Annotated in this window: 17 protein-coding genes; 9 read left to right on the top strand and 8 right to left on the bottom strand. The window is 64.0% G+C overall.

The window, feature by feature from the left end; all coding sequences use genetic code 11:
* Window positions 1–16 precede the first annotated feature (16 nt).
* Window positions 17–1,303: a hypothetical protein gene (locus D6B98_RS14960; RefSeq protein WP_126257740.1), complete on the bottom strand. Its 1,287-nt coding sequence runs from the start codon at window positions 1,301–1,303 to the stop codon at window positions 17–19.
* 114 nt (window positions 1,304–1,417) lie between these two features.
* On the opposite strand from D6B98_RS14960, the gene D6B98_RS14965 reads away from it, so the two are divergent.
* Window positions 1,418–1,645 carry a DUF2171 domain-containing protein gene (locus D6B98_RS14965; protein ID WP_027574503.1) on the top strand — a complete coding sequence of 76 codons (228 nt, stop codon included), beginning with the start codon at window positions 1,418–1,420 and terminating at the stop codon, window positions 1,643–1,645.
* Between the two features lie 114 nt (window positions 1,646–1,759).
* Here the strand turns inward: D6B98_RS14965 and D6B98_RS14970 are convergent, their stop codons facing one another.
* Entirely contained in the window at window positions 1,760–1,996 is a 237-nt protein-coding gene (locus D6B98_RS14970) for a hypothetical protein (protein WP_126257741.1), read from the bottom strand.
* A gap of 272 nt (window positions 1,997–2,268) precedes the next feature.
* Window positions 2,269–2,418 (bottom strand): hypothetical protein, encoded by a 150-nt coding sequence (locus D6B98_RS39860; RefSeq protein ID WP_164718612.1) that lies wholly within the window; start codon window positions 2,416–2,418, stop codon window positions 2,269–2,271.
* Window positions 2,419–2,646: 228 nt separating this feature from the next.
* Between D6B98_RS39860 and D6B98_RS39865 the strand changes: the two genes are divergently transcribed.
* Window positions 2,647–2,808: a hypothetical protein gene (locus D6B98_RS39865; RefSeq protein ID WP_164718613.1), complete on the top strand. Its 162-nt coding sequence runs from the start codon at window positions 2,647–2,649 to the stop codon at window positions 2,806–2,808.
* Between the two features lie 364 nt (window positions 2,809–3,172).
* On the opposite strand, the gene D6B98_RS14975 is transcribed toward D6B98_RS39865, so the two are convergent.
* The 3 genes from D6B98_RS14975 to D6B98_RS14985 all read right to left on the bottom strand — a co-directional run bounded on the left by D6B98_RS14975 (window position 3,173) and on the right by D6B98_RS14985 (window position 4,664).
* Window positions 3,173–3,949 carry a hypothetical protein gene (locus D6B98_RS14975; RefSeq protein WP_126257742.1) on the bottom strand — a complete coding sequence of 259 codons (777 nt, stop codon included), beginning with the start codon at window positions 3,947–3,949 and terminating at the stop codon, window positions 3,173–3,175.
* A gap of 178 nt (window positions 3,950–4,127) precedes the next feature.
* Entirely contained in the window at window positions 4,128–4,346 is a 219-nt protein-coding gene (locus tag D6B98_RS14980; protein WP_126257743.1) for a hypothetical protein, read from the bottom strand.
* A gap of 90 nt (window positions 4,347–4,436) precedes the next feature.
* On the bottom strand, window positions 4,437–4,664 hold the full coding sequence (locus tag D6B98_RS14985; protein ID WP_126257744.1) for a hypothetical protein: 228 nt from the start codon (window positions 4,662–4,664) through the stop codon (window positions 4,437–4,439).
* A gap of 262 nt (window positions 4,665–4,926) precedes the next feature.
* On the opposite strand from D6B98_RS14985, the gene D6B98_RS14990 reads away from it, so the two are divergent.
* Entirely contained in the window at window positions 4,927–5,274 is a 348-nt protein-coding gene (locus D6B98_RS14990) for a DUF6481 family protein (RefSeq protein WP_126257745.1), read from the top strand.
* A 151-nt stretch (window positions 5,275–5,425) separates the two neighbouring features.
* On the opposite strand, the gene D6B98_RS14995 is transcribed toward D6B98_RS14990, so the two are convergent.
* Window positions 5,426–5,671, bottom strand: coding sequence for a pentapeptide MXKDX repeat protein (locus tag D6B98_RS14995; protein ID WP_028136553.1), 246 nt, complete (start codon window positions 5,669–5,671; stop codon window positions 5,426–5,428).
* A gap of 324 nt (window positions 5,672–5,995) precedes the next feature.
* Here D6B98_RS14995 and D6B98_RS15000 point away from each other — a divergent pair, with 324 nt between their 5' ends.
* From D6B98_RS15000 to D6B98_RS15010, 3 genes are read left to right on the top strand one after another with little or no spacing between them, the layout of a single operon-like run.
* The gene (locus D6B98_RS15000; protein WP_126257746.1) at window positions 5,996–7,018 is read left to right on the top strand and encodes a TRAP transporter substrate-binding protein; all 1,023 of its coding nucleotides are present in this window, start codon (window positions 5,996–5,998) and stop codon (window positions 7,016–7,018) included.
* The gene (locus D6B98_RS15005; protein ID WP_126257747.1) at window positions 7,015–7,569 is read left to right on the top strand and encodes a TRAP transporter small permease; all 555 of its coding nucleotides are present in this window, start codon (window positions 7,015–7,017) and stop codon (window positions 7,567–7,569) included. The genes D6B98_RS15000 and D6B98_RS15005 overlap by 4 nt, the downstream gene beginning before the upstream one ends.
* Complete coding sequence (locus tag D6B98_RS15010) at window positions 7,566–8,924, top strand: TRAP transporter large permease (protein ID WP_126257748.1); 1,359 nt, start codon at window positions 7,566–7,568, stop codon at window positions 8,922–8,924. Before D6B98_RS15005 ends, D6B98_RS15010 begins: the two co-directional genes overlap by 4 nt.
* 97 nt (window positions 8,925–9,021) lie before the next feature.
* On the opposite strand, the gene D6B98_RS15015 is transcribed toward D6B98_RS15010, so the two are convergent.
* A complete protein-coding gene (locus D6B98_RS15015) occupies window positions 9,022–9,705 on the bottom strand; it encodes a GntR family transcriptional regulator (RefSeq protein WP_126257749.1) in 684 nt (227 codons plus the stop codon).
* A 218-nt stretch (window positions 9,706–9,923) separates the two neighbouring features.
* Here D6B98_RS15015 and D6B98_RS15020 point away from each other — a divergent pair, with 218 nt between their 5' ends.
* From D6B98_RS15020 to D6B98_RS15030, 3 genes are read left to right on the top strand one after another with little or no spacing between them, the layout of a single operon-like run.
* Window positions 9,924–10,547 carry a TRAP transporter small permease gene (locus D6B98_RS15020; protein WP_205680487.1) on the top strand — a complete coding sequence of 208 codons (624 nt, stop codon included), beginning with the start codon at window positions 9,924–9,926 and terminating at the stop codon, window positions 10,545–10,547.
* Window positions 10,547–11,812, top strand: coding sequence for a TRAP transporter large permease (locus D6B98_RS15025; RefSeq protein ID WP_126257751.1), 1,266 nt, complete (start codon window positions 10,547–10,549; stop codon window positions 11,810–11,812). The genes D6B98_RS15020 and D6B98_RS15025 overlap by 1 nt, the downstream gene beginning before the upstream one ends.
* A gap of 23 nt (window positions 11,813–11,835) precedes the next feature.
* On the top strand, window positions 11,836–12,819 hold the full coding sequence (locus D6B98_RS15030; protein WP_126257752.1) for a TRAP transporter substrate-binding protein: 984 nt from the start codon (window positions 11,836–11,838) through the stop codon (window positions 12,817–12,819).
* The last annotated feature ends 31 nt before the right edge of the window (window positions 12,820–12,850 follow it).

The following is a 12,850-nucleotide window of genomic DNA, read 5'->3' on the forward strand; positions in this document are numbered from 1 at the left end:
CTTGTCGGCCAAACATTCATCCTTCGCCGACGCCCGCCGGCTGATGGGCCCGCCACCACCGCGCGATGGCCACGGTGAGATCGCTCCACAACTCCGTCGGCAAGTCCGAGACTGCGACGCGAACGCTGTACCGGCCCGTGGTCGCGTCGTGAAACCACTCGGTCGCCGCGAAATCGAAACCGAAGCTGCCGGCATGGCGGATCGGGAAGCCTTCTGCGCGAAGGTCGTGGCTCATGTCCGCGGCGGCCTGCCGGGCGCTCGCCTCGTCGAGTGACCACCTGCCCCGAAGGGTGACGTAGAGACCGTGGGCGAAATGAAGCTCGGCCGAGAGCTCAGGGAGCTTCGCAGCAAAATGGCGAGCCATGCTGCGGCCGTTGCGCAGGATCGCCGCGACCCGCCGCTGCGTGAGGTTGCAATAGGCCGCGCTGCCGACAAAAGGCGGGAAATGCGCCGGCAACGCCGCGCCGCCGAGCAGTCGCACCGCGTTGCGCGTTTCGGCCGAAAGACGCGTCCAGGGATGCTCCGTCCGTGGCTCGTGCTGATTGTCGTTCACGAAGACCGCCGAGCCGAGGCGGCCATATTCCGCCCCGAGCGAATCGAGTTTGTTGTGGCTTCGCACCAGCACCAGCGGAACTCGGTATCGCCGAGCCCACCTCCGGACGCGCCGGATCCGGCCCGACCTGCCCGCAAAGCACGTCGTGTCGCAGATCAGCAGATCAAGACCGGAGCCGTCACAGCGCAGCACGGCATCAAAAGCGTCGGCGACGCAGCAGGAATCCAACAGAAGAATCCGCGGCGAGTTCGCGCAAGCAAGCGCATCGCCCAGCGGCAAACTTAACGCCACGAGCCGCAAATGCGGGACGAAGCCCCGGATCAGCTCCAGCGTCTCTCCATAGGAGCCTGGAAGCACCAGGACATCAGCCTTCTCGACGATCTGCGCCGAGGCCAGCAGCACGGCGGAGATCGCGGCCATGCCGGACGCAGTGTAGATCGCCGTGCTCGCGCAGCCGCGGTCGAGCTCATAGAAGGAAGGACCGCGCACCGTCAGATCGGCCCGCTGGTAATCATAACTGAATTCGAAAGGCCCGCTGATGGGATCGGCCGTATGCGACCAGGCCGTCTCCGTCGCGTTCCACTCGTGCAGCTCGTGCTCCGCCCTCAGCGCCGCCGTGAGCTGGAATTTGGACCTGATGACCTCGTCGATCGATCGCGGACGGGCCAAATCGAGCCGATGTCTCAGGCAGTCGTTCAAGAGCCCGAGTTCCTCGTGCTTGCGTTCCAGATAGGCCTGAATGGTCTCCATGCGCGTCTTGGCAAATCCGATCGGATTTCAACGTGCGGAAACCGCCTTGGGTCCAACGCGCGCCGTGCAACGAACGTCGATGTTCGCAGTTGAGACCTCAGCAAGGAGGACCACATGGCTGACATCAGAGAGCACATGAAGATCATCGGCAAGGACGGCGCACATGTCGGCACCGTCGACCGCGTCGAGGGCAACCGGATCAAGCTGACGCGAAAGGACAGCCCGGAAGGTCACAAGGACCATCACCACTACATCGACACGAAATATGTCGGTGCCGTCGAGGGCGATGTCGTCAAGCTTTCGGTGAATGCCGACGCAGTCCCGAAGACGGAAGCCGCCTGAAACTTAAAGCCCCTTCGGGGGCTTTTTGTTTGTTCACGATCCGACTCCGCTTCGTTCCCGAAGCACGAATCGTAACCGGAGAAACCAGCGCGGCGCATTTCTTAATGCCGCGTTTCACCCAACCAGCTTGTTCACGCATTCAGCATCACCGGCACCCGGCCGCAAGCGGTAGGCGTCGATCGCCGCATTCGACAGCAGCAATCTGCGTCGCTCTCCGCGCAGCATCATGCGATCGATTCTGTTCAGGATGAAGCGGGCTGACTCCCGGTGGTCACCTGTGAGCAGGCCGGATCGATCGAGATATTTCCAGGCGATCTCGAAAGACTGTGCACGTAACTCGGGGTCGGTCATAGCCAGCCAACGTCCGCAAGGAACGGATGTTCCTCCTTGAACGCGGGCGCCGCACGCCTCCCCGCGCACGACCACGGTCCAAAAAATCTGAAGGCTCGGCGGAACGAGATCGTGACCGGCGCGTTGACGCCATGAAATCAAGTGGTGCCGATCCGCCAGCCCCGATCGGCTTTGAAGGGCCCCGTGCTTGTCCCCCGAGCACGGGGCTTTCTCATGCAGATGGAGGACTGACCGACCTCGCCCTGCCCCGCCAATTTTCTCCGGAAATGTCTTCAGTCCGCCTGCTCGTCGCGGCGGTCGCGCGCAAGTTCGTGCCAGGCCAAAGCAAGCTGGATCAGGCGTTGCCGGTCGTCGCCTTCCGATGCCGCGGCCCGCTTCATCGCGGCCTCGGCCTCACGCTGTGGGTCGTACTTGGTACACATGCGGCCGACCCTAACTCGCCATCTGGACCAGCGCATGGCAATTTCGTCCGTATGATTGCGGGGTGACGCCGGTCCCCGCGGCCCCAGTGCATGCGCTGATTGCGAAGCCTCGAGGCCGGGATTCATTCAGACGATCTGTGAACGGCATCACAGTCCTGGTCCGGCAATCTCAGTTAAGAATGTCTCGACGCTTCAAGAAGCGTGAAGGCAGCGATGGTGTTTTCCGTCATGACACAAGACGCAGCGGCCTCAGCCAACGATCCGACGCGACGCAAAAGGGGCGACCTGATCGGCGTCGCCTATCTCGGGACCATCGGCATCGTGATGCTGGCGTGGATCGCCGGCCTGGTCTGGGGCGCGATGGCGTTCTTCAACTGGCTCGTGGCTTGATCAAGGCGACCGGTCCCTTGCTAGAACAGGCAGTGCAGCACCTGCCCAAGCTTGATCCCGCCACAAACGATCATCGCCCAAAGCGCCAAGCTGATCTGGATTGCATCCAGCATGTCCCACATCCCCGCGAATCATCCCGAAAATTTTCTTTGAGATTTGCGTGAGGCGGCAACGAGCGCCAGCGCCAATTTGAAGCCATGGCCGGAGCGCACGAAAAAGGCGGGCCGGGCCCGCCTCCTCAAGCCTGAACCGGAAAAGTGCGCAGCGGTTTTCCGAAAAGATCATGCTTAAACGACAACCTAAAGCGCGATGACGATTCATCCTGATCGCATCGCGCTTTAGGCTTCAATCCGCTTTGGAGAACTCAATAGCAGGCACGGGGATCGGCCTGAACATATTGGCCGCTGGGATAACGGTAGTAGCAATTGCCCTGTGCCCAGTAATAGCCAGGTTGGGAAGCGGCGGCGGCGCCCGTAATGGCGCCGGTTGCGCCGCCGAGAACTGCGCCTGCAGCAGCCCCCGTTGCGTTGCCCGAGATCAGTCCGCCCAGCAAGCCGCCGACGATGGCGCCGCCAAGCGCGCTCGCGCCGGGATCAGCCGGTGGCGGAGGCGGCGGTGGCGGGGCGTAGGCGACCGGAGGCGGCGGCGGCGCATAGGCTACCGGCACGTCGTCGTAATATTCATCAGAGATGTAGGCAGGCGGGCCGGCCATTCGTTGCGGATAATAATACCAGACACCGCCAACGTCCCACCACCAGCCGGAGCGGCCATTGTGAACCTCGTGGCGCCAGCGCCCGCCCTCCCAGGCGCGGTGGCCGCGATAAGCATGTCCGCCCCAGTCACGCGCCGGAGCCGGCCCGCGATCGACATGGCGTCCCGGCGGCGGGCCGCCGGCCGCGCGCGGTCCGGGATTCGCATGGGGCTGACCACCGGGCCGCGGTGCCGGCCGTGCCGCCTGCTGCGGCGGCGGGCTCCTGTGCATGTCAGAATTGTTCGGAGCCGGCGCCGCGGCGGCGGGGCGGGCCGGAGGCTGGCCGACGTCCCTCGATGGCCTGGCGTCCTGGGCCTGCGCCGGCAGCGCGAGCAACGACATGGCCGAAACCAAGGGAAAGATGATCTTCATGCGGCTGGACGCACTCATGCGTGCTTGACCCCTGCTCTCTCGATTGCTCTCGCAATTGCCGTGGTGCCTGGCGCGATAGATGATTCGGACCGCGCCGGGCTTGATGCCGGCTGGCATAGCTGACCTGCTTACAAATCATTAAGATGACGGCAATTTTTCGGCCCCAGCGAGCTGCGAAGAGCCACGCTGGAGGCTTCTAACGGGCCGGCTCGATCACGTTGCAATTGCTTCGCCCGGACATCAGGCAGTCCTGCATCTTGCTGGCCGCAGTGAGGTCCCGGGCGAGCCACCAGCCGATAGCGAGGATCGCGATCGCAATGATCAAACCGGCGATCGCGCCGCGGCGGTTGTCGCCGGATGGAGGCTTCGGTCTGGATTTCGGCTTCTCGCCCGGTTCGGGCTTGGAGGTGGACATGGCTACCTGGTCGCGTGGGCAGGCCGGCTTATCACCTCTGCGACGTCCCGTCACATCCTCTGCTGAGCCGCTCGCTCCAGCATCAGAGGCTCAGCCCCGAGTCGCGCTGGCCGCCTCCTTGCGCAAGGTTTCGACCGCCGGGATCGCCCGCGGTGCGCAAGTCGTGAGCACGAGCGCGGTCCGAGTGCACTCCCAGTCGGTACCCAGAACGGCACTCTCGATGGGCTGCGGCCGCGCGAGCAGCAGCACGGCACCGGCCACGGCTGCCACCGCGAACGCAATTGAGAGCGTCTTCAGGGTTAATCTCAAGATCGGCATGCCCGTGCTCCGTATCGCGGCGGACGCTAGGCGTCGCCCTCGTGATCCCATATGAGGGACATCACAATTCGGCAGCTTTTTCGGGCTACGAGAGATCGTCGGGGGGTGGCGATTTTCGTTGTCCTGACCGGCTGCGATTATGGGTGGCTTCGCGACGCGCAGCGATGTACACGCTACTGTGTCGCGCGGCGCCCGCTATGCCCAGCCGACGTACCAACAGGCAGTGATGTAGGATCGAAAGCGAGGAAGACAAGGCTCGTCGATGAGTGGATTCAGGGAACCCGGCTTCACAGACCGGCAAAAGGCGGCGCAGGAAGCCCGCAAAAACCTTTTGAACAAATTCAAATCCCAACCGGGGCCTGATGATCCCGCGGTGGCGGCGAAGCGTGCCGAGCGTGAAGCACTCGCGGCCAAGCGCGCCGAGGCGAAGGCTGCGCGCGAGGCCGAAAAGGCCGAGAAGAAGCGTCTGGAGGAAGAGGCCAAGGCCGCCGAAGCTGCGCGGATCGCGCGCGAGGCCCAGGAAGCTGCCGAAAGGGCCGCGGCCCTGGAAGCCGAGCAGAAGGCCAAGCGCGACGCGCGTTACGCAGCCCGCAAGGCCAAGCGCAAGTAACCAAGCGCAAGTAATCTGACGCGTGACCTTCGCAGGTCACGTTCAATTCAAATTGAAGCAAGACATGATTTGGGGCGGTCCAGCTGACCGCCCCAAACGTTCGAGCGCGCGTTTGCTTGTGCCAAACGCCTCGATCGCGAACGGGCGACGATCAGTTCTTCTTCATCATCCCGTCGTCTTTCTTCATGCCGTCCTTCGACATGTGATCCTTCTTCATGCCGTCGTCCTTGGACATGGTGTCCTTCTTCATCATGCCGTCCTTGGACATCGTGTCCTTCTTCATCATGCCGTCATCCTTGCCCATCTTGTCCTGGGCAAAAGCGGCCGGCGACAGCGCAAGGCCGAGCGAGAGAGCGGCAGCCGAGACGCCGAGCGCGATGCGGGTGCGAATGGTCATGGATCATCTTCCCTTCGAGGTGGTGTTTGTCAGCGACATGCGCCGCTATTCAATCTCGACGGATGGACAGTCGGCCTTGTTACGCCGCCGCCGATAAATTTCAGCGAGCCCGCCTGCGATCCAGGGAGTCCGAGCCTGCCGCAGCGATCGGATGTGTGCAGCGCAGCACAGGCGGCACTTGCCGCGGCATTCCATCTCGAACTATCAGATGAGAGAATATCGGGTGAAAGACCGGCTAGGATGGGCCTACGCCCCGGTCACACATGACCCGCCCAATCACGCCAGCCAAGAATCATTCAAAGAAACGTTCAAGGGGATCACACCATGCTCACGCGCCGCCATCTGATTGCGACCGCCGTCGCCGCACCCGCCATCCTCCGTTTCGGCACCGGCACCGCGCAGGCCGCGACCACGCTGAAGATCTCGCACCAGTTCCCGGGCGGCACCATCGACAAGGGCGATTTCCGCGACCGGCTCTGCCGCATGTTCGCCGCTGAAGTGGCCAAGCGCAGCAATGGCGACATCGCTGCCGAGATCTACCCGAATTCCTCGCTGATCAAGACCAACGCGCAGTTCTCGGCGATGCGCAAGGGCGCGCTCGACATCAGCCTCTATCCGATGCCCTACGCCGGAGGCGAGGTGCCGGAGACCAATATCGGCCTGATGCCGGGCCTCGTGACCACCTACGACCAGGGCCTGCGCTGGAAGAAGGAGCCGGTCGGCAAGGCGCTGACCGACTTCCTCGCCGACAAGGGCATCATCCTGCTCACCTGGGTGTGGCAGGCCGGCGGCGTCGCCAGCCGCTCCAAGCCGATCGTTGCGCCGGAAGACGCCAAGGGCCTGAAGGTGCGCGGCGGCTCGCGCGAAATGGACATGGTGCTCCAGACCGCCGGCGCCTCGGTGCTGTCGGTGCCTTCGAACGAAATCTACGCGGCGATGCAGACCGGCGCCTGCGACGCCGGCATCACCTCCTCGACCAGCCTGATCTCGTTCCGTCTGGAAGAGGTCGCCAAGTCCCTGACCTCGGGCGCTGGCACCTCCTACTGGTTCATGCTCGAGCCGCTGATGATGTCGAAGGCCATCTTCGACAAGCTGCCGAAGAACCACCAGGACATCCTGCTCACGGTGGGCACCGAGCTCGAAGCCTTCGGCCGCAAGGGCGCGCAGGACGACGACATCGAAGTCGCCAAGGTCTACGAGAAGGCGGGCGCCAAGGTCTCGGCGCTCGATGCCGCGACCGTCGGCAAGTGGCGCGACATCGCCCGCGACACCGCCTGGAAGGACTACAGCGCCAAGACGGCGACCGCGGCCAACCTGCTCAAGCTCGCCACCGACGTCGCGGCATGAGTCACGGTCCGCTTCCGGATCGCGACGACAAGACGATCGCTGCCGCAGGGACCGGCCTTGCGCCAGCGATCGATCGCGGTCTCGCCGTCCTCAACAGCATCATCGTGGTGTTCGCGTCGATCGCGCTGGTCGCGGCCTGCACCATCCTGAGCTACAGCGTGCTCAGCCGCGCTCTGTTCAAGGCCGCCAATTACTGGCAGGACGAGGCCGCCGTGTTCCTGCTGGTCGGCGCGACCTTCATGACGGCGGCCTACGTGCAGCAGAACCGCGGCCATATCGGCATCGAGGCCTTCGTCGGGCTGCTCTCGCCGCTGGCGAACCGGATCCGGCTCTGGCTGGTCGACGCCGCCACGTTCCTGTTCTGCGCCTTCTTCACCTGGAAATCCTGGACACTCGCCCATGAGGCCTATGTCGACGGCCAGGTCTCGAACTCGATGTGGTCGCCGCCGCTCGCCATTCCCTATTCGCTGATGGCGCTCGGGATGAGCCTGCTCTGCATCCAGATCCTCGTGCAGCTTGCGCTGCCATTCGTCGGAGCCAGGCGGCCATGAGCGTTTTCGGTATCGGCGTCGCTTACGGCATTGTGACGCTGCTGGTGATGTTCTCGGGGATGCCGATCGCGTTCGCGCTCGGCGCGGTCGCCGTCGTGTTCATGGGCATCTACATGCCCTCGGCCTCGCTCGATACGGTCACGCAGAACGTCTACGAGGAAATGGCCTCGATCACGCTGCTGTCGATCCCGCTCTTCATCCTGAAGGGCGCGGCGATCGGAAAATCGCGCGCCGGCCAGGACCTCTATTCGGCGCTGCACGCCTGGCTGCACCGGGTCCCCGGCGGCCTCGGCGTCGCCAACGTGTTCGCCTGCGCGCTGTTCGCGGCGATGGCGGGCTCGAGCCCAGCGACCTGCTCGGCGATCGGCTCGGCCGGCATCCCCGAGATGCGCAAGCGCGGCTATTCCGGCGGCTTTGCCGCAGGGATCATCGCCGCCGGCGGCACGCTCGGCATCCTGCTGCCGCCCTCGATCACCATGATCCTGTTCGCGGTCGCGGCCGAAAAGTCGCTGGGGCGGCTGTTCCTGGCCGGCATCGGGCCTGGCCTCCTGCTGGTCACGCTGTTCGGCGCCTACGCCGTGATCCGCTTCCGCCAGGAATATGCCGCGGCCGAAGCAGCCTACAAGAACGGCGGACCAGAGGCTCCGATCCTGCAGCGTGACGAGTACACGCTCGCCGAGCGCTTCAGCGTGCTGCCGCGCGTGATCCCCTTCGTGCTGCTGCTCACCGGCGTCATGATCGCGCTCTATGGCGGCTACGCCACGCCGTCGGAAACCGCGGGGCTCGGCGGCCTGCTGGCACTGGCGCTGATCGCGGCGATCTACAGCGTGTGGCGGCCGAGCGATCTCGCACCGATCATGAAATCGACGATCCGGGAATCGACAATGCTGATGATGATCATCGGCATGTCGCTGCTCTATTCCTACGTGATGAGCTATCTGCACATCTCGCAATCGGTCGCCGAATCCATCGTCGCGATGCACCTGCCGCGCTGGGAGCTGCTGTTCGCGATCCTCGTCATGGTCGTCGTGCTCGGCTTCTTCCTGCCGCCGGTGTCGATCATTCTCATGACGGCGCCGATCATCCTGCCGCCGCTCCGCGCCGCGAACTTCGACATCATCTGGTTCGGCGTGGTCATGACCATCGTGATGGAGATGGGGCTGATCCATCCGCCGGTCGGCCTCAACATCTTCGTTATCCGCAACGTCGCGCCGGACATCCCGCTCCGCGAGGTGATCTGGGGCACCCTGCCCTTCGTGCTCTTGATGATGCTCGCAGTGCTGCTGCTGTGCCTCGTGCCGGGGATCTCGACCTGGCTGCCGGACCTCGTGATGGGACCGGACGGGAGCAGGTAGGCAAGCTATCGTAGGGTGGGCAAAGCGAAGCGTGCCCACCATCTGTCGCAGACGTTCACCGTTTGGTGGGCACGGCGCAAATGCGCCTTTGCCCACCCTACGATTTCTCCTTCCGTCGCGACTTCGGCGCGTTCGCCACCACCTGCAACAGATCCTTGCGCACGGCCTCGATGTGCCGCTCCAGGAAGTGGCAGGCCTCCTCCACCTTCTGCGCGCGGCAGAGCGCGATCAGATGGGCGTGCTCCTTTTCCGCTGTCCCCATCGCCTTGGTGTTGGAGAGCTGGAGGCGAGTATAGCGGTCGCTGGTCTGGAGCAGTGACAGCACGATCGCGCGCGTGCGGGGCTGCGGCGCGTGCACGTAGAGCGCCATGTGGAAGTCGGCGTTGAGCTGGCCCCATTCGCTGACATTCTTCGCCTTGATCGCCTTCTCGAAGCTCTTGTGGATGTCGTCGAGCCCCTCGAAATCCTGCGCGCTGAAGCGCGGCGCCGACTGCGCCAGCAATCGCGGCTCCAGGATGCGGCGCAGGTCGAAGACGTCGTTGATCTCGTCCAGCGACAGCTCGGAGACGATGGCGCCCTTCTGCGGCACGATCCGCACCAGGCCTTCCGCCTCGAGCTGGAACAGTGCCTCACGCACCGGAATGCGGCTGACGCCGTAAGCATCCCCGAGCGCATCCTGGCGCAGTTGCGATCCGGCCGGATAGGTGCCGTCGAGGATCGCCTGCCTGAGCTGATCGACGATCGCGGCCGACAGGGTGCGATGCTTCAGAGGCTGTTTCATCTGACCTTCTGTTGTCCCTTTTTCGACTCGTTCGGCCGCCGCGGTCCCTGTCTTGCATGTCGGGGGGCCCGGCAAAAGCCAGGCGCTCCACAAAGGAGGTGCCCAGCAAAAGCGCGCCCTGCCGCAGAAATGACCGCAAACTTCGTTTGACTCCCAAAATGTATAAATTATACATTTGGCAATCGCACGACAATTCTTCGGGATTTGGGGCCTCTTTCATGATCGAGCAGACCGTGCCGGCCACGCGCGCGCTCAGCCTCCGGCGTACGATCGTCCGGCTGTCGGGCGGCCTGCTCGCGGTCGAGCGCCTCGCGCTGATGGGCCTGATGTACCTGCTCACCGGACTGATCCTGGTGAACGTGGTCACCCGTTACTCGCATTTCCCGATCTACTGGATCGATGAATCTGCGGTCTATTGCGTGGTCTGGCTGACCTTCATCGGGGCGTCCGCGATGACGAGGCTGCGGCTCGACTTCGCGGTCACGATGCTGACGGAGCGGCTATCGCCGCAGCACCAGAAGATCGCCAAGGTGATCTCGACCGGCCTCGTGGTCGTGTTCGGTGTCGCCCTGATCGTCACCTGCGTGCTCTGGATGGACCCGGTCGGCCTTGCCCGCGCCGGCTTCGACGGGCGCAAGCTCGCCGCCGAGACCTTCAACTTCCTCTACACCGAGCGCACCCAGACGCTAAACTGGCCAACCTGGGTGCTCTATCTGACGCTGCCGATCTTCGCGGTGTCGATGACCATTCACGGTCTCGCCAATTTATTGGAAGACCTCGAGCTGGTCCCGCGCACGCCGCTGACGGGCTTCCAGCTCTCCGAGCTGGACGGGGTCAACTGATGATCACGTCAGCGGCCTTCATGGCGTTCATGCTGGTTGGCGTCCCGATCGGCCTGTGCCTGTGCCTTGCCGGCCTCGTTTACATCGCGGCATCCGGCAATCCCGTGCTGTTCCAATCCTATCCGCTGCAGCTGTTCGGCGGCGTCGACAGCTACGGCCTGATCGCCATCCCGCTCTTCATTTTGATCGGCGAGATCATGAACGGCGGCGGCATCACGCGGCGCATCGTCGACATGGCGATGGCCTTCGTCGGCTCGCTCAAGGGTGGGCTCGCCTACGTCAACATCCTCGCCAACATGTTCATCTCCTCCATCCTGGGTTCCGCCACCGCGCAGGTGGCGATCATGGCCCAGATCATGGTCCCCGAGATGGAGAAGAAGGGCTACGACAAGACCTTCGCAGCGGGGCTGACCGCCTATGGCGGCATGCTCGGCCCGATCATCCCGCCGTCGGTGATGTTCGTGGTCTACAGCGTGCTCGCGCAGGTCTCGGTCAGCGACATGCTGATCGCCGGCATCGTGCCGGGCGTCATTCTCACCGTGATGTTCTGCCTCGTCATCGCGCTGATGGGGTACGTCTACAACTATCCCCGCGCGGACTACCAGACGCCGCGCCAGCGCGTCATGACGATCCTGCGGACCTCGCCGACGCTGCTGATCCCGATCGTCATCGTCGGCACCATTCTCGGCGGCCTCGCCAACGCGACAGAATCCGCGGCCGTCGGCGCGGTTGCCGCGGCACTGGTTGGAAAGTTCTGGACCAGGGAGTTCCAGTTCTCCCAGCTGCCGCAGATGATGCTGCGCAGCGCCATCTATTCGGCGATCGTGCTGTTCCTGGTGGCGGCCGCCGCCGTGTTCTCCTGGGTCCTGATCTTCGGCAAGGTGCCGCAGGAGACCGCCGCCTGGATCCAGACTGTGGCCAAAGACCCGGTCAGCTTCATGCTGATCTGCAACGTGATCCTGCTGGTGATCGGCACGGTGATCGACGGCATTCCCGGCCTGATCATGACCGTGCCGATCCTGCTGCCCGTGGCAACCGAAATCTATCACATCGACCCCCGGCAGTTCGGCGTCGTGGTGGTGATCAACCTGGTGCTCGGCCTGCTGTCGCCGCCGGTCGGGCTCTGCTTCTTCGTCGCGGCCGCCGTCACCGGCGCCAAGCCCGGCAAGATGTTCATGGTGACGCTGCCCTTCTTCGTCATCTCCTGCGTCCTCCTGGTGCTGCTCTCGCTCTATCCCTCGCTCTCGCTGATCCTCGTCAAATAGTTCTATCCGAAAGGAGCCCGACCATGTCGCTTTCACGCCGCCGCTTTCTCGCCGCCAGTGCCGCCGCCTCGGTGTTTGCCCCATCGCTGGCGCTCGCCCAAGCCAAGGAATTCCGCCTCGGCCTGATCACGCCCAACGGCCATTCCTGGAACAAGGCCGCGCTCAAATTCGGCGAGGATCTCAAGTCCGCGACCAACGGCCGCCTGACATTGACCGTGTTCCACTCCGGCCAGCTCGGCAACGAGACCGCGATGATGCAGCAATTGCAGTCCGGCGCACTCGACATGGGGTTCATCCAGGCCGCCGAGCTCGGCTCGCGCGTGCCGCACATCGCCGCGATCAACGCGCCCTACATTGTTCGCTCGACGCCTTCAGTCGCAAAGTTCGTGCGGCATCCGGCGGCGGTGAAGCTGTTCGACGTGCTGCCGCAGGAAACCGGAACGATCGGGCTCGGCTGGGGCATCACCGGCATGCGCGCCGTGTTCTCGTCCAAGGATCTGCACGCGCTCGCCGACATCAAGGGCATGAAGCTGCGCATCAATCCAACGCCGGTCTATCGCGATTTCTATTCTTCGCTGGGCGCCGCCCCGACGCCGATCCCGACGCCACAGGTGTTCGATGCCATGGCCAACGGCCAGGTCGACGGCCTCGAGGCCGATCTCGAATTCTCCTGGAATCAGCGCTTCGACAAGGTGTCCAAGGTCATCCTGCAGATGAACGCCGTCTTCATGCCGATGGCGGCGGTCGTCTCCGGGCGGGTCTGGCAGTCGCTTCCCGCGGCCGATCGCGAGCTGATCACCAAGACGATCAAGACGACGCTGGACGCGCAGATCGACGAGCTCGCCGGCAACGAGCCCGCGCTGATCCAGAACTTCAAGAACGCGCCGATCCCGATGCGCCAGGTCGACGCCAAGGACACCGAGGCCGTCATCGCCGAGTTCGACAAGATCTGGTTGCCGAAAGCCCCCGTCCTCGCCGAGCTGCGCAAGGTCGGCGCGACGCTCTGATCCCCACCCATCGTCCTCACGTTAATGCCCG

Origin of the sequence: Bradyrhizobium sp. LVM 105 (genome assembly GCF_003957705.1) — a bacterium.
Classification (GTDB): domain Bacteria; phylum Pseudomonadota; class Alphaproteobacteria; order Rhizobiales; family Xanthobacteraceae; genus Bradyrhizobium; species Bradyrhizobium frederickii.